The sequence below is a fragment of the Pseudomonas frederiksbergensis genome (assembly GCF_017114915.1).
Classification (GTDB): Bacteria; Pseudomonadota; Gammaproteobacteria; order Pseudomonadales; family Pseudomonadaceae; genus Aquipseudomonas; species Aquipseudomonas frederiksbergensis_I.
Window position 1 is genome coordinate 54,730 of the sequence record NZ_JAAUOE010000014.1, and the last position, 21,199, is coordinate 75,928.

Annotated in this window: 17 protein-coding genes; 12 read left to right on the forward strand and 5 right to left on the reverse strand. The window is 58.9% G+C overall.

Annotated features, from left to right (window positions below):
* From folE to HCU66_RS12860, 3 genes are all read right to left on the reverse strand, one after another.
* The gene (folE, locus tag HCU66_RS12850) at positions 1-561 is read right to left on the reverse strand and encodes a GTP cyclohydrolase I FolE (protein WP_205888835.1); all 561 of its coding nucleotides are present in this window, start codon (positions 559-561) and stop codon (positions 1-3) included.
* Between the two features lie 22 nt (positions 562-583).
* Positions 584-1,294, reverse strand: a complete 711-nt coding sequence (gene folM, locus HCU66_RS12855) for a dihydromonapterin reductase (protein WP_205888836.1) — start codon at positions 1,292-1,294, stop codon at positions 584-586.
* A gap of 141 nt (positions 1,295-1,435) precedes the next feature.
* On the reverse strand, positions 1,436-2,005 hold the full coding sequence (locus tag HCU66_RS12860) for an antibiotic biosynthesis monooxygenase (protein ID WP_205888837.1): 570 nt from the start codon (positions 2,003-2,005) through the stop codon (positions 1,436-1,438).
* A 207-nt stretch (positions 2,006-2,212) separates the two neighbouring features.
* Between HCU66_RS12860 and HCU66_RS12865 the strand changes: the two genes are divergently transcribed.
* On the forward strand, positions 2,213-3,157 hold the full coding sequence (locus HCU66_RS12865) for a MerR family transcriptional regulator (protein WP_205888892.1): 945 nt from the start codon (positions 2,213-2,215) through the stop codon (positions 3,155-3,157).
* A 2-nt stretch (positions 3,158-3,159) separates the two neighbouring features.
* On the opposite strand, the gene HCU66_RS12870 is transcribed toward HCU66_RS12865, so the two are convergent.
* Positions 3,160-3,765: a hypothetical protein gene (locus HCU66_RS12870; protein ID WP_205888838.1), complete on the reverse strand. Its 606-nt coding sequence runs from the start codon at positions 3,763-3,765 to the stop codon at positions 3,160-3,162.
* A 183-nt stretch (positions 3,766-3,948) separates the two neighbouring features.
* Between HCU66_RS12870 and HCU66_RS12875 the strand changes: the two genes are divergently transcribed.
* The 8 genes from HCU66_RS12875 (at position 3,949) to HCU66_RS12910 (ending at position 16,972) form a co-directional block, all read left to right on the forward strand.
* Positions 3,949-4,404 (forward strand): flavodoxin, encoded by a 456-nt coding sequence (locus tag HCU66_RS12875; RefSeq protein WP_205888839.1) that lies wholly within the window; start codon positions 3,949-3,951, stop codon positions 4,402-4,404.
* A 172-nt stretch (positions 4,405-4,576) separates the two neighbouring features.
* Positions 4,577-4,921 (forward strand): class II aldolase/adducin head domain-containing protein, encoded by a 345-nt coding sequence (locus HCU66_RS27505; protein WP_205888840.1) that lies wholly within the window; start codon positions 4,577-4,579, stop codon positions 4,919-4,921.
* Positions 4,922-5,824 carry an alpha/beta fold hydrolase gene (locus HCU66_RS12885; RefSeq protein ID WP_205888841.1) on the forward strand — a complete coding sequence of 301 codons (903 nt, stop codon included), beginning with the start codon at positions 4,922-4,924 and terminating at the stop codon, positions 5,822-5,824.
* Positions 5,825-5,935: 111 nt separating this feature from the next.
* Entirely contained in the window at positions 5,936-6,847 is a 912-nt protein-coding gene (locus tag HCU66_RS12890; RefSeq protein WP_205888842.1) for an SDR family oxidoreductase, read from the forward strand.
* Positions 6,848-7,390: 543 nt separating this feature from the next.
* Positions 7,391-9,184, forward strand: coding sequence for a DUF1302 domain-containing protein (locus tag HCU66_RS12895; protein WP_205888843.1), 1,794 nt, complete (start codon positions 7,391-7,393; stop codon positions 9,182-9,184).
* Between the two features lie 23 nt (positions 9,185-9,207).
* Positions 9,208-10,575 (forward strand): DUF1329 domain-containing protein, encoded by a 1,368-nt coding sequence (locus tag HCU66_RS12900; RefSeq protein ID WP_205888844.1) that lies wholly within the window; start codon positions 9,208-9,210, stop codon positions 10,573-10,575.
* A gap of 141 nt (positions 10,576-10,716) precedes the next feature.
* Entirely contained in the window at positions 10,717-13,272 is a 2,556-nt protein-coding gene (locus HCU66_RS12905) for a LuxR C-terminal-related transcriptional regulator (protein ID WP_205888845.1), read from the forward strand.
* A gap of 175 nt (positions 13,273-13,447) precedes the next feature.
* On the forward strand, positions 13,448-16,972 hold the full coding sequence (locus HCU66_RS12910) for a dermonecrotic toxin domain-containing protein (protein WP_205888846.1): 3,525 nt from the start codon (positions 13,448-13,450) through the stop codon (positions 16,970-16,972).
* Positions 16,973-16,989: 17 nt separating this feature from the next.
* Here HCU66_RS12910 and HCU66_RS12915 read toward each other — a convergent pair whose 3' ends face one another.
* Positions 16,990-17,766: an IclR family transcriptional regulator gene (locus HCU66_RS12915; RefSeq protein WP_205888847.1), complete on the reverse strand. Its 777-nt coding sequence runs from the start codon at positions 17,764-17,766 to the stop codon at positions 16,990-16,992.
* A gap of 164 nt (positions 17,767-17,930) precedes the next feature.
* On the opposite strand from HCU66_RS12915, the gene hmgA reads away from it, so the two are divergent.
* The 3 genes from hmgA to maiA are packed head-to-tail and all read left to right on the forward strand — an operon-like array spanning position 17,931 to position 21,194.
* Positions 17,931-19,235 carry a homogentisate 1,2-dioxygenase gene (gene hmgA, locus HCU66_RS12920; protein ID WP_205888848.1) on the forward strand — a complete coding sequence of 435 codons (1,305 nt, stop codon included), beginning with the start codon at positions 17,931-17,933 and terminating at the stop codon, positions 19,233-19,235.
* Between the two features lie 3 nt (positions 19,236-19,238).
* A complete protein-coding gene (gene fahA, locus HCU66_RS12925; protein ID WP_205888849.1) occupies positions 19,239-20,546 on the forward strand; it encodes a fumarylacetoacetase in 1,308 nt (435 codons plus the stop codon).
* Between the two features lie 12 nt (positions 20,547-20,558).
* The gene (gene maiA / locus HCU66_RS12930) at positions 20,559-21,194 is read left to right on the forward strand and encodes a maleylacetoacetate isomerase (RefSeq protein WP_205888850.1); all 636 of its coding nucleotides are present in this window, start codon (positions 20,559-20,561) and stop codon (positions 21,192-21,194) included.
* Positions 21,195-21,199: the final 5 nt, after the last annotated feature.

Sequence of the window (21,199 nt, forward strand, 5' to 3'; positions counted from 1 at the left end):
CTACTTGCTCCGTCCAATCAATTGCAGGAACTCCTGGCGGGTGTTGCTCGACTCGCGGAAGGCACCGAGCATCACCGAGGTGTTCATGGTCGAATTCTGTTTCTCGACGCCGCGCATCATCATGCACATGTGCTGGGCTTCGATGACCACCGCGACACCGGCGGCGTCGGTCACTTGCTGCACGGCTTCGGCGATTTGCCGGGTGAGGTTTTCCTGGATTTGCAGGCGGCGGGCGAACATATCCACAAGCCGCGCAATTTTCGACAGGCCCAGCACCTTGCCCGTCGGAATATAAGCCACATGCGCCTTGCCGATGAAGGGCAGCATGTGATGTTCACACAGCGAGTACAACTCGATGTTGTCGACAATGATCATTTCATCGTTGTCGGAGGCGAACAGCGCGCCGTTGACGATTTCTTCAACACTTTGTTCATAGCCATGACACAGGTATTGCATCGCCTTGGCGGCGCGCACCGGGGTGTCTTGCAGCCCTTCGCGGTCGGGATTTTCACCGAGGCCGATCAGGATCTCGCGAAAGTTTTGGGGCAGGGATAAGTTCATGGAACATCCTCGCAAGGGCGGATTACTTGACGTGCCGTCCGCCATTGACGGTCAGGGTCGTGCCGGTGACATAAGGGTTATCGAGCAAATAACGCAGGCTCTGGTAAATCACTTCGCTGCCAGGCTCGATACCCAGTGCCGATTTGGCCAGAACCCTGGCGCGGTACGCCGCGTCGTCGTCGGGATTGAACAGTAGCAGGGCTGGCGCGATACCGTTGACCTTGATGGCTGGGGCGTATTTCGCGGCAAAGGACAGGGTCAAGCTGTCGAGCCCGGCTTTGCTGGCGCAGTAGCCGATGTGTTTGCTGCTGCCCCTGCGAGTCACGTCATCGCTAATGTGGACGATGTCGGCGGGGCTTGAGCGTTTGAGCAAGTCGGCACAGTGCAGGTTGATCAGATAGGGCGCCAGCATGTGTACGCTGAACATTTGGGTGAAGGATGCGGCTTCGGTGCCTGGGGTCTCGGCCAGCCATTCGGAGGCGTTATGGATAATCGCCCGCAGGCTGTCGGTGTGGTTCTTCAGTTCGCCGATGAAGGCGAGGATCCCGCCTTCGCTGGAAAAGTCCGCGAACACCGCCGTCGCTCCCAGGTCGCGCAGGGTCTTTACGCCGGGGCGTTCGCTGCGGTAGCTGAAAATGACCGGATGGCCGTCTTCGAGCAAACGCTGCGCACAGTGCAGGCCGACACGTTGGCCGGCACCGGTGATGAGGATGGGGGCTGCGGAAGAGGTCATGAACGGCTCGCGTCGCGGTTGTCGCAAAACTATACCAGCGACAAGCCGTGCCTTGTCCCGAAAAGATCGCAGGCTACGCCAGCTCCTACAGGGACGCGGGACATTGGCGCTTGTGTAGGAGCTGGCGCAGCCTGCGATCTTTTAACGATTTTGAGTGGAAGGCTCAGCGGGCAACGATCGTTGCGGTGCGGTGTTCAGCCATCCGGCCAGCAGATGGGTCGACAGTGGAATGAAGAAATAAACCATCAGTGGCGTCAGGCACAGGGTGCTGACGAACACGCGGGTCAGCAAACTTGTTTCAGCCAGCAGCGGCCCCAGCACGAAGTTGAACAGCAGGGACACCGGAAAGAACGCCAGCCAGATGGCCACGGCCTGTTTCCAGCGCGGGGGACGTTGCCCGACCGCACCGAACCAGCCATCGATGCCTCTGACCCGATGCTCTGAAGGATGGGCAAACAGATCGCTGCCGCGGCCCAGCCAGGCAGTACGCGACGCGGAATGCTCCCAGGCGTGCATGGTCTGCTCGTCGGCGAAGCGGAAGATAATCTGGAATTCATCATCGTCGGGTGGCGGAGCGAGCACGCCGGAGCCGAGATAGCCGGGGAAGTCGGTGGCCAATTGTTCGCCTTCGCGCAACCAGGCCATCAGGTCCTGATAGCGCCCATCGGCGACGCGACGCGCAACCATCAGCGTGACGGGGGAAGTAGACATTGTGTATCTCCAATGACAAACGCGTCGCTCCGGATAAGAGCTTCGCCAGACGCAGCGCCGGGGTGGTGGGCTGCATCTTGGGACAAGCAAGGATTATTCCTGATTATGTCTGGGACGTCAGTGCTAATTAGTTCAACGATGTGTTGAATACTGCCGGGGCAGGAGAGTTAAAATGTGTCCGAATTCATACATGGACGTTGATCTATGATGCCTGTGCAAACCGACATTGCGCCTGGCTTACCCTCCAGTACCTCCCTGATTCGAGAAGACCTGTTTCCGATTCGTGAGGTAGCGCGTCTGACGGGGGTCAATCCAGTCACGCTAAGAGCATGGGAGCGACGCTACGGTCTGATACTGCCCACGCGCACCGAAAGTGGGCACCGTTTGTATTCGATGACCGATATCGAGCGAGTTCGCAGCATCCTTGGCTGGATCGAGCGCGGTGTTGCCGTCAGCAAGGTTGGAAAAATACTCAGCAAGACCGAACCGCCGATCATCTCCGACGAACGGTTGCAGGTTGACTGCGCGCAATGGCAAGAGCAGGTCCAGGCTGCCGTCAGTGCTTTTGACGACATTCAACTGGAGAGAATCTATGGACAGATCTTTTCCAGTTACTCCCAGACCGTGGTGTTTCAAGACATTCTGATTCCGCTCTGGAAGCAATTGTTGCAGCGCCAGGAGACGTTCGGCCTGACCAGCGAGTGGCTGTTCCTGGATGCCTTTTTACGTTCTCGAGTATCGAAACGTCTATTGCTGATGCGCTCCGCGCAAACACGCCGCGTGCTGCTCAGCGCTTTGGACTGTCAGTGCCATGAGCTCGAATTGTTGGTCGCGGCGTTACTGCTCGGCGGCACCGAGACCAATATCCGGATGTTGACTGTCGGCCAGCCATTCGATGAACTGACGCTGGTCTGTCAGAGAAGCAAGCCAGATGTGCTGGTGTTGTTTTCCAATCACGTGCCTGCCTCCGAGCTGCCACGGCGTTTGAAACGCCTGGCCATGAGCCTGGATTGTCAGCTATTGCTGGCCGGGGATGCGTCGGACTTGGCGCAGGAGAGCCTGGCCGGGTCGTCGATTGGTTGCCTGGGAAACGAGGGATCGTTGATGCGCCAGCGTCTGAAACAGTTCCTGGCGGGAAACCTGGATACCTGAGATCAGGTATGCAGTGCGGGGTGAGTCAGGCGATGCTGCTGAAGGATGTACTGACGCAGACGTTCGGTTTCATCCTTGTCGCTCTGGCTCAACTCGTAGGCGTAGAAACCCTGTTCGGTTTCACGCTCGAAGGTGCCGCGCAACGCAATCCGCTCGTAGCCTGAAGGGCTGAACCACAACGCGAAATGCTTGGGTGCCTTGGTCTTGTTGCGAACTTCCAGCAAAACCCCTTTGAACGATATTTCGTGCACCCACATCGTGCCGGGTTGCCCCTTGGCATTTTCCAGCGCAACCGGCTCTTCGAGCGCCAGGCGCCATGGCCGGATCATCGGCCCGTCTTCGTAAATGCTGGGGACGCCGAGGCGTAGATGCATGGCGTGAAATTCATCTTCCACCAGGTGCAGCGGGAAGGTCATTTGCTGATTTTCGAAAGTGGCCTGGATGGTGACTTGCTCATGAGCGGCCAGGCGCGTGAGCAAATCACGAATCTGCGAACCGCCATTGACCAGCAGACTGGACGTCGCATCCCGCACATTGAGCTGCGGGTTGTGTTGCATGTTCTGGATAAAATCCAGCTCATCCTGGGTCAGGAGTGCGTCGCGCTGCATGATTTGCTCGAAAGGAATAATTACAAAGTCATCGGTGATTGTAGTAAATGACCATTAATTCGCAGATTGGTTTGAGCCGTTCGTCGATTTGAACATGGCAGGTTCAGCCTCTGCATTCTAAAAGATCAATGAAGGCCGTGCTGTTAATATCCCGGCCTTTTACTCAGCTTCAGGAACAGATTGATGAAAGTCGCCATCCTTTCCGGCTCGGTGTACGGCACGGCTGAAGAAGTCGCCCGCCACGCTGCGAGCATTTTGAACACCGCCGGTTTTCAAACCTGGCACAACCCACGCGCGACCCTCGCCGATGTACAGGCCTTTGGCCCGGAAGCATTTCTGGCGGTGACCTCGACCACGGGCATGGGCGAGTTGCCGGACAACCTGCAACCGCTGTATTCGATGATCCGCGATCAATTGCCCGCCGCCTGGCGTGGCTTGCCGGGTGCCGTTATCGGGCTGGGCGACTCCAGTTATGGCGATACGTTCTGCGGCGGCGGTGAGCAAATGCGTGAGTTGTTCGGCGAACTGGGCGTGCGCGAAGTCCTGCCGATGCTGCGTCTTGATGCCAGCGAAACCGTAACGCCGGAAACCGACGCCGAGCCGTGGCTGGCGGACCTGGTCAGCGTTCTGCGGGGCTGACCGGCCTTTATTGGCGGCAGTGCGCTGACATGGATCCAGGCTCACCCGCGCGCTGACTCGTTCGGTCACCAAGCTGGCTGCCAATGCAACTGGCCGAACTCCGGGGGCTGACTAGACTGCTGTAACGTCAGTGAACAATAAGAACCCAGAACAATAAAAAGAGATCCTTGCCGTGAGCGTAGCCCCCGTCCCGTCGCCACACAGTCTCCAGGATAAAGTCAGTACCGCCGAGTGGCAGACCCGGGTCGATCTGGCTGCCTGTTATCGCCTGGTCGCCTTGCACGGCCGGGACGATCTGATCTTCACGCACATCTCGGCCAAGGTGTCGGGCACCGAGATTCAGGTGCTGGCGCAGAACGGTGGCGTGGAGCTGATCGCCATCAAACCGCAGATTCTGGCGGGCGCCAAGGCGATGATCGCCGGCGTCACCAAAAGTGCTCAAGGGATGGGTGGTGCGCTGGCCTGGCCGGCGCTGCTGCGCAAACTCGATAAACAAGACCCGGGTTACAAACTCTAAATGGGCCTCGCCGAGATTCCTTTGTGTGTCTGGCGCAAACGCAGTCAGACGTTCGTCTTCCACGGTCAGACCATCCGCTATTGGGCCGCGGGGCAGGGCGAGCCGCTGTTGCTGATCCATGGCTTCCCGACCGCCAGTTGGGACTGGCATTACCTGTGGCAGCCGCTGGCGCAGCGCTATCGGGTGATTGCCTGCGACATGCTCGGCTTCGGCGATTCGGCCAAACCGGTGAACCACAACTACAGCCTGCTGGAACAGGCCGATCTGCAGCAGGCGTTACTGGCGCATCTGAGCATTGAGCAACCGCTGCATGTGTTGGCACACGATTATGGCGACAGCGTGGCCCAGGAACTCTTGGCGCGGCACTACGAAGCGCGCGCTCATATCGCCAGCTGCGTGTTCCTCAATGGTGGATTGTTTCCCGAAACCCATCGCCCGGTGTTGATGCAAAAACTCCTGCTTAGCCCCTTGGGCTGGATGATCGGATTGGTTTTTTCCCGGGACGCTCTGGTGAAGAGTTTCAAGCAGATTTTCGGTCCGCAGACCCGGCCCACTGAAAGTGAACTGGATGATTTCTGGAGCCTGGTCGACAGCAATCACGGGCAGCGGATCATGCACAAGTTGATCGGTTATATCCCGCAACGGCGGGTCCAGCGTGAGCGTTGGGTCAGCGCCATGCAGCGCGGCGAAGTGCCGCTGCGATTCATCAATGGCGAGGTCGATCCGGTTTCCGGCGCGCACATGGTGGCGCGCTATCGGCAACTGATTCCCGCCCCGGACACCGTCCTGCTGCCCGAGATCGGCCATTACCCGCAAATTGAAGCGCCGGCGCAGGTGCTCAAACACTATCTGGAGTTTCGCGACCGGCGGGTTGCACCGCCGCTCAAGTTGGCGTGTTCCTGACTATCCCGCTGCCTTATCGCGCACCATTCAGCCGCCCCCGTGTTCATTGTGACTGGCAGCCCTGTGCCTGACACTCGTACCCATTGTCCCCCTGGCCTGCTGGAGTTCCCCATGAATGAGTCTGTGCGCTTCGAAGATAAAGTCGTGATTGTCACGGGTGCGGGCGGCGGCTTGGGGCGGGCGCACGCATTGCTGTTCGCAAGACAGGGCGCCAAAGTGCTGGTCAATGATCTCGGCGGCTCGGCTCAAGGTGAAGGCGCCAATGCGTCGGCTGCCGATCGAGTGGTGGCGCAAATTCGCGAAGCGGGTGGCACCGCCGAGGCTAACCATGACTCCGTCACCGACGGTGACAAAATCGTCCAGAATGCCCTCGACACGTTCGGCCGCGTCGATGTCGTGGTGAACAACGCCGGTATCCTGCGCGACAAGACCTTTCACAAAATGGACGACAGTGACTGGGACCTGGTTTACCGCGTTCACGTCGAAGGCGCCTACAAGGTCACCCGCGCCGCCTGGCCACACATGCGTGAGCAAAACTATGGCCGCGTGATCTTCACCGCGTCGACTTCGGGCATCTATGGCAACTTCGGTCAGTCCAACTACGGCATGGCCAAACTCGGCCTCTACGGCCTGACCCGCACACTGGCCATCGAAGGCCGCAAGAACAACATCCTGGTCAACGCCATCGCCCCCACCGGCGGCACCCGCATGACCGAAGGCCTGATCCCGCCACAGATGTTCGAACAACTCAAACCGGAACTGGTCAGCCCGCTGGTGGTGTACCTGGCCAGCGAGCATTGCCAGGAAACGTCTGGCCTATTCGAAGTGGGTGGCGGCTGGATGGGCAAGGTGCGCTGGGAACGCAGCCTGGGCGCCGGGTTCGATCCGCGGGTCGGTTTCTCGCCGGAGGATGTGGCGGCGCATTGGCAGCAGATTTGTGATTTCGAAGGCGCGGCGCATCCGAAGGACAATATTGAGGCGCTGAAGGAAATGATGGGGAATTTGCAGAAGTATTCCCTCTGATTGCGTGACATCTGGCGGGGCTTACCTGAGTCCCGTCATCTCCTCCCGATTACTCCCTGCCTGAAAACCCATCGCCCATAAAAAAGGCCGCTGCAAACGCAGCGGCCAAAGCAAGACGTAGATCAAGGAGCAATGAATCAACGTCAGTGAACACAGGGCGATGAGTCGAAAATAGCGCTTCAAATCATCTGGATTCTGTCGCCAATGGGGTGGGTCTATCCTCCCCATCGTTGCGCGCTTTCAGGCCGTTTGCCGTGAAAGCCCGGTAAGAATAAGCGCTTGAGCACAAAGGAAAAATAGCGATTCCAGACATGCACTGTTGCAGTATGGGCAACAGTCTCCGGCTGCTACACGACCCGACTCACCCGCCTCATGCGCCCCGCTGATAACCCTTCATCCAGCCCATCCATACTCCGCGCAAAACCCCGCCCCATGCAGGCATTCATCCTTTGGAGGTACACCGCGAATACCTCCTTGGTGCGCTTATCGCTCCCGGCGTCCGGCAGTAGGGTGGGGCCTTCTGTCACTCACCGGGGAAGACGCATGACAAAAACAACAATGCGCGCCATCTTCAAACCGCAAGCGCTGGCCGCTGCGGTGGCCTTGGGTTGCTGTGCCCAGGCGCAGGCGGTTTCATTCAACATCGGCGAAATCGAGGGGCAGTTCGATTCCTCGTTGTCCGTCGGCGCGAGCTGGGGCATGCGCGATGCAGACAAGTCGCTGGTGGGCACCGTCAATGGCGGGACTGGCCAGGCTTCGACCGGTGATGACGGACGCCTGAACTTCAAGAAAGGCGAAACCTTCTCCAAGATTTTCAAAGGCATCCACGACCTCGAATTGAAGTACGGCGACACCGGCGTGTTCGTCCGTGGCAAGTACTGGTACGACTTCGAGCTCAAGGATGAAGACCGCGAGTTCAAACAGATCAGCGACAGCGGTCGCAAGGAAGGCTCCAAGTCTTCCGGTGCGCAGATCCTCGATGCGTTCGTCTATCACAACTATTCCATCGCCAATCTTCCGGGCACCGTGCGTGCCGGCAAGCAGGTGGTCAGTTGGGGTGAAAGTACTTTCATCGGCAACTCGATCAACAGCATCAACCCAGTGGACGTTTCCGCCTTCCGCCGCCCCGGCGCGGAGATCAAGGAAGGCCTGATTCCGGTGAACATGCTGTTCGCCACCCAAGGCCTGACCGATCAGCTCACAGTGGAAGGTTTCTACCAACTGGAGTGGGATCAGACCGTTCTCGACAATTGCGGCACCTTTTTCGGCGGAGACGTGGCGGCGGATGGTTGCACCACCGGTTACACCGTCGGCAGCCCGGCGATCGCCCCGTTGGCGCCGCTGGCGGCAGCCTTCGGCCAACCTATCCAGGTCACCCGCGAGGGCGTGGTCATTCCTCGCGGCGGTGACCGCGATGCCCGGGATTCGGGACAGTGGGGCACGGCCTTGCGCTGGCTCGGTGACGACACCGAATACGGCCTCTACTTCATGAATTACCACAGTCGCACACCGACCGTCGGCACCACCACCGCCGGGCTGTCGACACTGGCCAGCCTGCCGGGCATGGTCAGTGTTGCCAACAGTCTGGCTGCCGGCAGCGGTGCGGGCCTGGCCCGAAGCGTGATGCTCGGGCGCGGCCAGTACTACCTCGAATACCCGGAAGACATTCGCCTGTACGGCGCGAGTTTCTCCACCACCTTGCCCACCGGTACTGCCTGGACCGGCGAAATCAGCTACCGGCCCAACGCTCCGGTGCAACTCAACACCACCGACCTGACCCTGGCGTTGCTTAACCCGATCGCTGGCGGCGCCGCATCGCCTATCGCCACCACGGCCGGTGCCAACAACACCGGTTATCGCCGCAAGGAAATTACCCAGGTCCAAAGCACCCTGACGCACTTCTTCGATCAAGTGCTGGGCGCCCAACGTCTGACCCTGGTCGGTGAAGCAGCGGTGGTGCGGGTCGGTGGTCTGGAGTCCAAGACCAAGCTGCGTTACGGCCGTGATTCGGTCTACGGCCAGTACGGTTTCGGCGGCGATACCGACGGCTTCGTCACCTCGACCTCCTGGGGCTACCGTGCCCGGGCGATCCTCGATTACGCCAACGTGATCGGCGGGATCAACCTCAAACCCAACCTGTCCTGGTCCCATGACGTCGCCGGCTACGGCCCCAACGGGTTGTTCAACGAAGGCGCCAAGGCGGTCAGCGTCGGTGTCGATGCCGACTACCGCAACACCTATACCGCGAGCCTCAGTTACACCGACTTCTTCGGCGGTGACTACAACACCCTGGAAGACCGCGATTTCCTGGCGCTGAGCTTCGGCGTGAACTTCTGATCTGGCTGAGAAGGATGATTTCAATGCGCAAGATGATTCTGCAATGCGGCGCCCTGGCCCTGAGCCTGCTGGCCGCCAACGTGATGGCGGCGGTCTCGCCGGAAGAAGCCAACAAGCTCGGTGCCACCCTCACGCCGCTGGGCGCCGAGAAGGCCGGTAACGCCGATGGTTCGATCCCGGCCTGGACCGGCGGCATCCCGAAAAACGCTGGCGCGGTCGATAGCAAAGGCTTTCTGGCCGACCCGTTCGCCAGTGAAAAACCGCTGTTCACCATCACCGCCGCAACCGTCGACAAGTACAAGGACAAGCTCTCGGATGGTCAGGTGGCGATGTTTAAGCGCTACCCGGAAACCTACAAAATTCCGGTCTACCCGACCCATCGTACCGTCGCCCTGCCGCCGGAAATCTACGAGTCGGCCAAGCGCAGCGCGCTGAACGTGACCAGCATCAACGACGGTAACGGCCTGGCCAATTTCACCGGCAACCGCTACTACGCGTTCCCGATTCCGAAGAACGGCGTCGAGGTGTTGTGGAACCACGTCACCCGTTACCACGGCGGTAATCAGCGACGCATCATCACCCAGGTGACCCCGCAGACCAACGGCAGCTACACGTCGATCCGCTTCGAGGAAGAAATCGCCGTACCGCAACTGATGAAGGACCTGGACCCGGACAAAGCCGCCAACGTGCTGACCTTCTTCAAGCAGTCGGTGACCGCGCCGGCGCGGCTGGCGGGGAACGTGCTGCTGGTGCACGAAACCCTCGACCAGGTGAAAGAGCCGCGTCTGGCGTGGATCTACAACGCCGGTCAACGTCGGGTACGTCGCGCGCCGCAAGTGGCCTACGACGGGCCGGGCACTGCAGCTGACGGTCTGCGCACCTCGGACAACTTCGACATGTTCTCCGGCGCACCCGATCGCTACGACTGGAAACTGATCGGCAAAAAGGAAATGTACATCCCCTACAACAGCTACAAACTCGACTCGCCGAGCCTCAAGTACGATGACGTGGTGAAGGCCGGGCACATCAACCAGGACTTGACCCGCTACGAGTTGCACCGGGTCTGGGAAGTGGTCGGCACGGTCAAGCCAAGCGAGCGGCACATCTACGCCAAACGCCATATGTACCTCGACGAAGACAGCTGGCAAGTGGCGTTGGCGGATCATTACGACGGTCGCGGTCAACTGTGGCGGGTGGGCGAAGGTCATGCCCAGTATTACTACGATCACCAGACGCCGGCCTACACCCTCGAGGCGCTCTACGACATCATTGCCGGTCGATACATTGCCCTGGGAATGAAGAACGAAGAGAAGCGCAGTTTCGAATTCGGCTTCGAGGCCAAGGCTGCCGACTACACACCGTCGGCCCTGCGCGCCGAGGGTGTCCGGTAAGGGTTTTGATACATTGGCAATCACGAGAGGCGACCTGCGGGTCGCCTTTTTTATGGGCGCCAATCAGCGTGCTGAATACCTCTCAACAAGCGGGTTGGAGAGGGTTAGGGTTGTCGGACAATTATAAAAAGGCACGCCGCAATGACCGCCATGTCTCCGTGTCCGGACCGTTCTGGATTCCTGCCTCGCCTGTCCTCGCATCACCTGTCGCGGGCTCGCCTGACCGAGCCGTTACTGGCCTCCACGGCACGGGTGAAATTGCTCTGCGCCCCCGCCGGCAGTGGCAAGAGTGCGCTGCTCGCCGAGTGTTTTTTGCAGGCGCCAACCCAGTGCCGGGTGCATTGGTTGCCCTTGTCCGGCGAGGCGTCGAGCGCGGCCGATTTTCGTCATCGTCTGGCACAGATGCTGGGGCTGGCTTCATCGGATGAAAGCGGATTGCTGAGCTATCTGGCGCGATTGCAGGCGCCGACCTGGCTGTTTCTCGATGACTATTGCCGGCTGCCGAACCCGGAGCTGGACTCGCTATTGGATCGCATGTTGGCGATCGGCAGTCCGATGCTGACCTGGTGGCTGGGCGCCCGTCGCCGGCCGCCATGCAACTGGCCTCGGCTGTTGCTCGATGATGAGTTGTACGAGTGCGAGAGTGCTTCGCTGGCTTTTACCTCGGATGAAGTCGAGCAGCTGTTGCGCCCCTGGGTACCGGATCAGGCGAGCAAGGTGGCCAGTCGGATCGTCCAGCGTACCGGCGGCTGGTGTGCCGGTGTGCGCATTGCGCTGCTGCAGAAATGCGACTGGTCGCGCCAGGACAAACCCCAGGGGCGGGCGGACACCTTGCTCGATTACCTGGAGCACGAGTTGTTCAGCTCGCTGACGCCAGAGTTGAGCGAGGCCTGGCGCGTGCTGGCCCACTTGCCACGCTTCAATGCCCGGCTATGCGATCACCTGTTCGGGGCCGGGGAGGGTGCGCAGTACCTGAGGACCTTGCAAGCGCTGGGCTGTTTTATCGAGCCCTGGCGGGACTCCACCGACTGGCTGCAGATTTTCACCCCATTCACCCAGTTGCTGCGCGATGAGCCCTGGCCGGCGGGACGCTCCTGGCATCGGCGTGCCTGCCAGTGGTTTTGCGCCGAGCAGGACTGGAAATCGGCCTTCGAACAGGCATTGCTCGCCGAGGAGTACGAAGTGGCGGTCAGCCTGTTGCAGCATTTCAGTTTCGAGCAGTTGTTCGAGGAGCAGACGGTGGTGCTGTTGTTGCGTTTGCATGAGCAACAAGGCGAGGAACTGACGCTGTGCAGCCCGCAGCTGGTGGGATTGATTACCGCCGCATTGTTGTTCGCCGGACGTTTCGAACAGGCGAGCACCTGCATCGTTCGTTTGGCGCATTTCATGCCTCAGCCCTCGGCGATGCTCGAGCGGCGATTGATTGCCCGTTGGCAGGCCCTGCAGGGTTGGTTACTGCATTTGCAGGGGCACATGGAGACTTCTCGCGGGCACTTTCTTGATGCGTTGAACTCACTCGATCCCGACTGTTGGACGGCACGGCTGATGTGTTTGTCCGGCCTGACGCAACAGGCACTGCTCAGGGGCGAACTCGACATGGCGCAAGCCCATAACCGCGAGGCGCTGTGCGTGGCGCGGGCACAAGGTTCGTTGGTGTTCGAGGGGCTGATGGAACTCGATCATGCGCAGTTGCTGGAGCAACGTGGAGCCCCCGGGCGCGCTGAAAGTCTGCTCGCCAATGTTCATGAACTGCTTTGCCAGCAATCTGACCGCGCTGCGCCTCTACTGGGGCGAATCGCCTTGCGTCGCGGGCGACTGGCCTTGTGTCAGGGACTGGATGAACGGGCAGCGGATTTTTTTCAGGCCGGGTTGGAGGACTGCGTTCGTAATCAAGACAAGCGTGCGCTGTACGGTTTTCTCGGGCAGGCACAACTGGCGGCCAATCAGGGCGACTACGCCCAAGCCTTCGTCCGCCTGCGTGATGCCGAGCGATTGATGCAGCAGCGGCAGATTCCGGACACGGTCTACCGTGGCGCTCTGTTGCAGGTCAGCAGTCAGTGCTGGTTGCAACAGGGGCGTCCCGAACTGGTGTGTGAAGCGTTGAGTCGGGTGCTCAGACACTATCGGGGGCCACAGGCCCGGCAGGCCCCACCGGCGACACTGGAGTTGATTCCGCGGATTGAGTATTTGTTGATTCTGGCCGAGGTCAAACTGCAACGGGTGGAGGATCCCTTGGCTCGGCTCGCCACCCTGCTTGAGCACACGCAAACAAACGGGATGGTCAGCCTGGAAGCCGAGCTTCTGCTGGCGATGGCCGAGGCGGCCTTCATGGTGGGCGAACAGGAGAGTGCCCGGCAGTTTTTCGAAAAGGGCGAGCAGAAGGCGAGCCGTTGTAATTTGCAGCAGTTGTTGGCGCAGTTGAACAGGCGTTGTCCCGGGTTCTTGTCGGAGCTGCACATTATCGATAATAACGAGCCGTTTTCTGAGAAGGATGTTAATGAAAGTCCACTGAGCCTGAGGGAGTTGGAAGTGCTTGAGTTGATTGCGTCAGGAAATTCGAATCGACAAATAGCCGATAAGTTGTTCATCTCATTGCATACCGTTAAAACACATGTCCGACGAATTCATGGAAAGTTAGGGGTTGAGCGCAGGACGCATGCCGTGGCGAGGGCGAGAATGCTGGGGTTGTGCGGTTAATATATTTTTAATGAAGGTGTGTGTCTGTTTTGTGATGTTCTTGTGTTTGGTTTTTTTCATTCTTTGCAAAGATATCAAGGTGTTGTTGCTGGTGTTTTTTGGATTACGTTAATTGCACTGGTTGAGGCGTTATGTGGTGGCCTCGTTTTTGAAGTGTATTTAATGGAAGATGTATATGACTGTCCAAGCGCTAGTAACTCAGCAAAATTTGATCAATATTAATGATTCCTTAACTTCTATTGGTGAAGCGCTGAAAAAAATCCCGTCGTTCAAGGCGGTTTTGCAGGATGTCCTGTTCAATGAACTTCAGCAGTTGTTGCCGGAGGTTTACATCAGCAGGGTCTTTATCAACCGTCGTCGTTCTGACATCAAACATCCAGAGCCGACGGGTTTGTTGATGGACGTGTTCATGGAATGCCTGAGTCGTGGGCGCCCACCTGTTTACGACGCGGCTCAATACGGTGTTTATGAGTGGCTCGACTCCACGGATGAACAGGACCAGGTTGAGGGGCTGGATGTGGTGGCCCTCGGGACGCTGATTGGCGCCGTATTAAAGACACTGGTGCAAAAATACACGGCAGTTCTGGATCGATACTGGGCCGCCGCTCGAGGCACAGATGCCAAGGGCCGTGCATTGGGCTCGCGCAGCAGCGGACTGCAGGACTTGTATGCGGCGCTTTTCTGGCATGAGTTGGGCGCGATGGTGCAAGAGGGAGGGCTGAGTCCGCAGGTAGAAGTCAGTCTCGAGCGCTTTATCAAAGGTAATGCACAGGCCCCGGCTTATGGCGTTTCGGTGGAACTGGAAGATGGGCGATTTGCAACGCTGGCTTGCTGTTTCGTCATGCATCTGAATGGCCAATTCCAGGGCGAGCTTTTTCCAGGCAACGATCATCCGGTCATCCTTTACACGTCGACCAAGGGGCTGGAAACATTCGAGACGTCGGTGGCACTGCACCGTACCCTGCAAGAGCGCTTGGGCGATCGGGACCAACGCGCGCAGTTGCTCAAAGGCGTTTCACTGGATGACGCCGAGCAAGTTCGAAGTGTTCCTGATGTTCGTTATTTGAATGTTCAGGGCAACCTCTTCGAGACGTTCATTTCGACACTGTTCGATAAGCAACGCAGCGACATTGCCGCTTGTCTTCGTCGGACCCAAGCCCCGGACGCGAATGTGCAAAACATTCTTCGTTCGCTTGAGTCGGCTCAACGCATGGATGAGTTGAGCCAGGATGCAAAGGCACGCACGGCCAGACTGATCCAATTGATTTCCAAAAATGCCTGGCCGCAATGGCTGAAGAACAGTTACCTGACGAACCAGGAAATTTATGTCTCGCTGGAACAGGAACTGCTCAAGAGCCAAGTGGCTTTACATGGGGTGATGGGCGGTCTTTCCTCCTTTCAAGAGTATGTTCGGCGCGTCGTGGAAGAACATATTTCCCTCGGTGATGAAAATCGCGTTGACCCCGATTCCATTCGGGTGTCGGTGAAGCACTCGGTACGTATGGGGGCGAAGACAATCGAGCATGTCGAGCGCAAATCCCTGACGCAGTTGTTCATGTATGGGGTGCATGATACTGCGGGTCGATTCGAGATCGGGTTCGAAGCCTTTCATAACAATCCACGGCTGACAGCCTCCAATGTTGAAAAGGCCATCAAGCAGTTCGATCTTCGTTTGAGTTACGCCAGTGAGCGAAACAGCCGCTACCTTGAGCCGCACGTTAAAGAGGCGATGCGAGAAGTTCTGGGAAGGCAGGTCGCGCTCAGTAACTTCGCTGCGATTGTTCAAAAGCACATCAGCCCGAAAGCACAGGACATCGTTCAGCGTTATCTGTTTGGCGACCCTGCGATGGAGGCATCCGGTGTTGCTTTCCGCAAATATTACCGACCCTTCAAAGACATGATTGTCTATCGTGCCCGGGGGGCAACGCCTGATCGTTCGATGCATGTGCTCTATGCCCCCGGTGCACCCGCTGGCCAGGAATGGTATGAGTTCCCTGATCTGACCGCTTTGAAGCGTCAGTTCATCAAGTGGGGTTATGAAAAAGGGGATCGGGAGTATTTGATCGGGCAGGCTTTCAGTGGGAATCGCCCGGAGTTCATCAAGGACTATCTGTCTCTGGATGATCCGAGGCCAGTGTTCGAACCGTGGTGGTGGGACGGGGTGAGCCTGGTGCAATGGACATCCGCTACGGAAAACGGTCCATTGATGGGGGCCATCGAGCACATCATCGTCTGGGAAATCGCCGAGGAAAAGGTGGTGACGCCCGACTGGTACAGGAAGGCTGGCGCTCAGGACCGTGAACTGTTCACAAGGCTGAACACAGACTTGAAAGCCATCCACGAGGTGTCCAAAGAACCGCTGAACATTGAGTCGTTTGCCGGGTTTTCCCGAAACCTGGTGATGAAAGCATTGAACGATTACCTGCGTCGATCCGGTGCTCATCCTGAAATCGATCCGGATCGAGTGACCGTCAAGTTGCAGGGGCATGACTGGATGACGCTCACGAACCTGTTCATTCAGTGGGAGCTTTGGCGCAGCGATGTTCCAACATTTGAGAAGTTGTTTCCCTATGTCGTCCCGGGTGGTTCATTCCTTGAAAAGCTCAGAGATATAAGTAGAACAGCCACCTTCCAGTCCCTGGATAACACCTCTTTGGGACGATTGGATGCATCTACCATCAACGCGCTGATTGATTTGTTGCCGGGTGAACAATACGAGAGCTATTTAAAACTGAATTTCCTGGAGACGCCTTCATACGATCTCAAGGCCAAGCTTTATTGCAAGGCCAAGCAAAATGAAATGCTCAGGGCGGCACTGACACAAAAAATGCAGGGTTCTCTGTCCAGCGAGCACTTTCAATGGTTGAAGGGGTTAATCGAAGATCTGGATCGCGAGCAGCGTCTCAACACCGGACTGTTCTGGAGTGCAAATCCACCGGGCACGGGTGTCTCTGAGCTGGTGCTGGAGGGTAAGCGTATAGAAGGGGCTTATGTTTTCGGTCGCGAAGTGGCAGGGAAATTCGAATATTTGATTTACATACCCAAAGCTGCGGATGGGTTGGCGTTCCGTCCGATCGGTACGCTGACCCAGGGGCTGAAAAGTTACGCACTTGGCGAACATGTCGTTGGCCTTGCCAAGTTGAAGGATCGGGGCGTCATCCAACGTTATGTCGACGCTTGCCGAGAGACCGCGAACGGGTCTGCATTGCCAGCCCCAATGCTACGGGGCAGCGCACCGGTGTCTCACTTCAACTCCGAATACGACAGAATGGTCTGGCGTCTTATCGAGGATGTCGATTACCAGACAACGAGCGCAGGGGAAGCCTTCTGGCGCGATGTGGCAATCATTACCGAACTGGTTGTTGACGTTGTCTCCCTGTTTGTTCCACCTGTTGGTCTCGTGGCGAGCGTCCTGAAGATCACGCGCTCGATCGTTCAAGGATTGATTGCCTATAGTGAGGGCGATGAACGTTCCGCCAATGCTCATTTTGCTTCGGCCTGGAGAAGCGTCATCACCTTTTATGCAGGCCAGATTGCAGGTGCTGGTGTCTCTGTGTCGGCAGTGGGCTTGCTGTCGCGAGTCAAGGATATTTCCGAGATTGTGTCGACCGTGACTGGGGTTCCAATGGGCATCGAGTATGTAACGGCGGTCACGTCCGCGTATTCGATCCAGGACAGTGAAACCCGAATCACAGGCTGATCCTGCCGGGTCAGCCGTTACTCAGGCTGATACCCCATCCGCCAACTCACGGCCCGCGTCGCAGCCAATAAACGCTGCGCCGCCGGGCCGTTTTCGTCAGCATGAAACAACGACGTCGGGCCGACGATGGTCAACACCGCAGCGATCTGTCCGAGGGCATTGAACACCGGTGCCGACAAGGCGTCCACGCCGGGCATCAGCAAACCGTGCACATGATGCAGACCGCGTTCGCGGATCTGTTCGCACAACGCCGCGTAGGCTTTTTCATTGGCCAGCGGATGGGCATCGACGGTGATTTCCTGCTCGCGCAATTCATCGGTTTCCCGATGCGGCAGGTAGGCACCGAACACCAGCCCCGTCGATGAGCTGAGCAATGGCAACACCGAGCCCAATTGCGTGACCACCGTCACTGCCCGCACTGCCGGCTCGATGTGCACCACGGTCGCGCCCTGATTGCCCCACACCGCCAGAAAACAGGTTTCGTTCAGCTCATCACGCAACTCGGCCAGAGGCAGAGCGGCGACTTTCAGCACGTCCATACTGTTCAGGGCAGCGAGGCCGACCCGCAGCGCTTCACGGCCCAGGCCGTAGTGATTGGTGGCGGTGTTCTGCTCGGCAAAACCGCTGGCGATCAGCGCCTGTAAATAGCGGTGAACCTTGCTGGCAGGCATCTGTACGTGTTCGGCCAGACGCGACAACGAGGTTGAGGGCGACAGCTCGGCAAGCGCCTTGAGGATGTCGGTGCCGACCTCGGCCGAGCGGACTTTCTGTTTACCGTTGCTTTCGCTGGTCATGGAGGCGGTGTGATCCCGGGACGAATGGGCGTCTTTATAGCTTGACGGTCAATACCAATCAAATTACGTTATGCGTAATTGAATTACGATAAAAATAACCCAGGCGTGCCAAGACCTCTTCAGCAGAGCGAGCGGCCATTGCCTACTCCCGTTCAGGAGGCTCCATGAACCTCGATTCAACGGCGCCAGCGCTGGCTTATCAGTCAGGCTTTGGCAACGAATTCAGCAGCGAAGCGTTGCCCGGTGCACTGCCTGTCGGCCAGAATTCTCCGCAAAAAGCGCCTTATGGCTTGTACACCGAGCTGTTCTCCGGCACTGCGTTCACCATGGCCCGCAGCGAAGCACGCCGGACCTGGATGTACCGCATCCAGCCGTCGGCCAATCACCCGGCATTCGTTAAACTGGATCGGCAACTGGCCGGTGGTCCGTTGGGTGAAGTGACCCCCAATCGCCTGCGCTGGAACCCCTTGGATATTCCTGCCGAGCCCACCGATTTCATCGACGGGTTGGTGAGCATGGCCGCCAACTCCGGCGCGGATAAACCGGCCGGGATCAGCATTTACAACTACCGCGCCAACCGTTCCATGGAACGCGTGTTCTTCAACGCCGACGGCGAATTGCTGCTGGTGCCGGAACTGGGCCGCCTGCGCATCGCCACCGAACTGGGTGTGCTGGAGCTGGAACCGCTGGAAATCGCCGTCCTGCCGCGCGGGCTGAAATTTCGTGTCGAACTGCTCGACCCGCAAGCCCGCGGCTACGTCGCCGAAAACCACGGCGCACCGTTGCGCCTGCCGGATCTGGGGCCAATCGGCAGCAACGGCCTGGCCAACCCGCGAGACTTCCTGACCCCAGTGGCCCATTACGAAAACCTCCAGCAACCGACCACCTTGGTGCAGAAATTCCTCGGCCAGTTGTGGGGTTGCGAGCTCGATCATTCGCCGCTGAACGTGGTCGCCTGGCACGGCAACAACGTGCCCTACAAATATGACCTGCGCCGTTTCAACACCATTGGCACCGTCAGTTTCGATCACCCGGATCCGTCGATTTTCACCGTCCTGACCTCGCCCACCAGCGTGCACGGTCTGGCCAACCTCGACTTCGTGATCTTCCCGCCACGCTGGATGGTGGCCGAGAAAACCTTCCGTCCGCCATGGTTCCACCGCAACCTGATGAATGAATACATGGGCCTGATCAAGGGCGAGTACGACGCCAAGGCCGAAGGTTTCGTGCCGGGCGGCGCCTCGCTGCACAGCTGCATGAGCGCCCACGGTCCCGACGGCGAAACTTGCACCAAGGCGATCAACGCTGAACTGGCGCCGGCTAAAATCGACAACACCATGGCTTTCATGTTCGAGACCAGCCAGGTGCTGCGCCCGAGCCGATTCGCCCTGGATTGTCCGCAACTGCAAAACGATTACGACGCCTGCTGGGCCACGCTGCCCGCCACTTTCGACCCGACCCGGAGATAACCCATGACTCAGACTTCCATCACTCGTAGCTGGGTTGCCTCCGCCAACGGCCACGCGGATTTCCCGCTGCAAAACCTGCCGTTGGGCGTGTTCAGCGTGAAGGGCGGAGCGCCGCGCAGTGGCGTGGCGATCGGCGACCATATCTTTGATCTGGGAGCAGCACTCGATGCCGGGCTGTTCGACGACGGAGCCGCGCGGACCGCTGTCGAAGCCACCCGTGGCGGCCAGTTGAATGCGTTTTTCGAGCTGGGTCGCGAGGCACGCATCGCCTTGCGGGAACGCTTGATCGAGTTGTTCAAGGAAGGCAGCACCCTGCACGGCAAGATCGAAGCCCAAGGCGCAAAACTGCTGCCGCTGGCAGCGGATTGCGAGATGCACCTGCCGGCGAAGATCAACGACTACACCGACTTCTACGTCGGCATCGAGCACGCGCAGAATGTCGGCAAACTGTTCCGCCCGGACAACCCGCTGCTGCCGAACTACAAGTACGTGCCAATCGGTTATCACGGCCGCGCCTCCACCATTCGCCCATCCGGCACCGACGTACGACGTCCGAAAGGCCAGACCTTGCCGGCCGGCCAGACCGAGCCGACGTTTGGCCCATGCGCGCGCCTGGACTACGAACTGGAACTGGGCATCTGGATCGGTCCGGGCAACGCCATGGGCGACGCCATCGCCATCGGTGACGCCGCCGATCACATCGCCGGTTTCTGCCTGCTCAACGACTGGTCGGCGCGGGATATCCAGGCCTGGGAATACCAGCCGCTGGGGCCGTTCCTGTCCAAGAGTTTCATCACCAGCATTTCGCCGTGGGTGGTGACGGCCGAAGCGCTGGAGCCGTTCCGTCGTGCGCAGCCTGCACGCCCTGAAGGCGATCCGCAGCCGCTGCCGTACCTGTTCGACAAACGCGATCAGGCCGCCGGTGCCTTCGACATCGAACTCGAAGTGTTGCTGTTGACCGAAGCGATGCGCGAACAGAATCTGCCGGCCCATCGCCTGACCCTCAGCAATACCCAACACATGTACTGGACCGTGGCGCAAATGGTGGCGCACCACAGCGTCAACGGCTGCCAGTTGCAGGCCGGTGATCTGTTCGGTTCGGGCACGCTGTCGGGCCCTGAAAACGGTCAATTCGGCAGCCTGCTGGAAATCACCGAGGGCGGTAAAAAGCCGATCGAACTGGCCTCGGGCGAGGTGCGTAAATTCCTCGAGGATGGCGACGAAGTCATCCTGCGGGCACGTTGCAGCCGTGAGGGTTTTGCTTCCATCGGCTTTGGCGAATGCCGCGGCAAAGTGCTGCCGGCGCGCTAAGAGGATCGGCTCATGGAACTCTATACCTATTACCGTTCGACCTCGTCTTACCGGGTGCGCATTGCGCTGGCGTTGAAGGGGCTGGATTACCAGGCACTGCCGGTCAACCTGATCGCGCCGCAGGGTGGCGAACATCGCCAGCCGGCGTACCTGGGCATCAACCCGCAAGGCCGGGTGCCGGCCTTGCGCACCGACGAAGGTGAATTGCTGATCCAGTCACCGGCGATCATCGAGTACCTGGAGGAACGTTATCCACAGGTGCCGCTGCTGTCCAAAGACCTCGCCGCCCGTGCTCACGAGCGTGGCGTGGCGGCGGTGATCGGTTGCGATGTGCATCCGCTGCACAACGTCAGCGTGCTCAATAAACTGCGGCAGTGGGGGCACGACGAACCGCAAGTGGTCGAGTGGATCGGTCACTGGATCAATCAAGGGTTGGTGACGGTGGAGCAGTTGATTGGTGACAGCGGATATTGCTTTGGCGATCAGCCGGGGCTGGCGGATGTCTATCTGATCCCGCAGCTGTATGCGGCCGAGCGTTTCAGTATTTCACTGGATGCTTACCCGCGAATTCGTCGAGTGGCGGCGCTGGCGGCGACACATCCAGCCTTCATCAAGGCGCATCCGGCGAATCAGCCCGACACTCCGTAAAACCG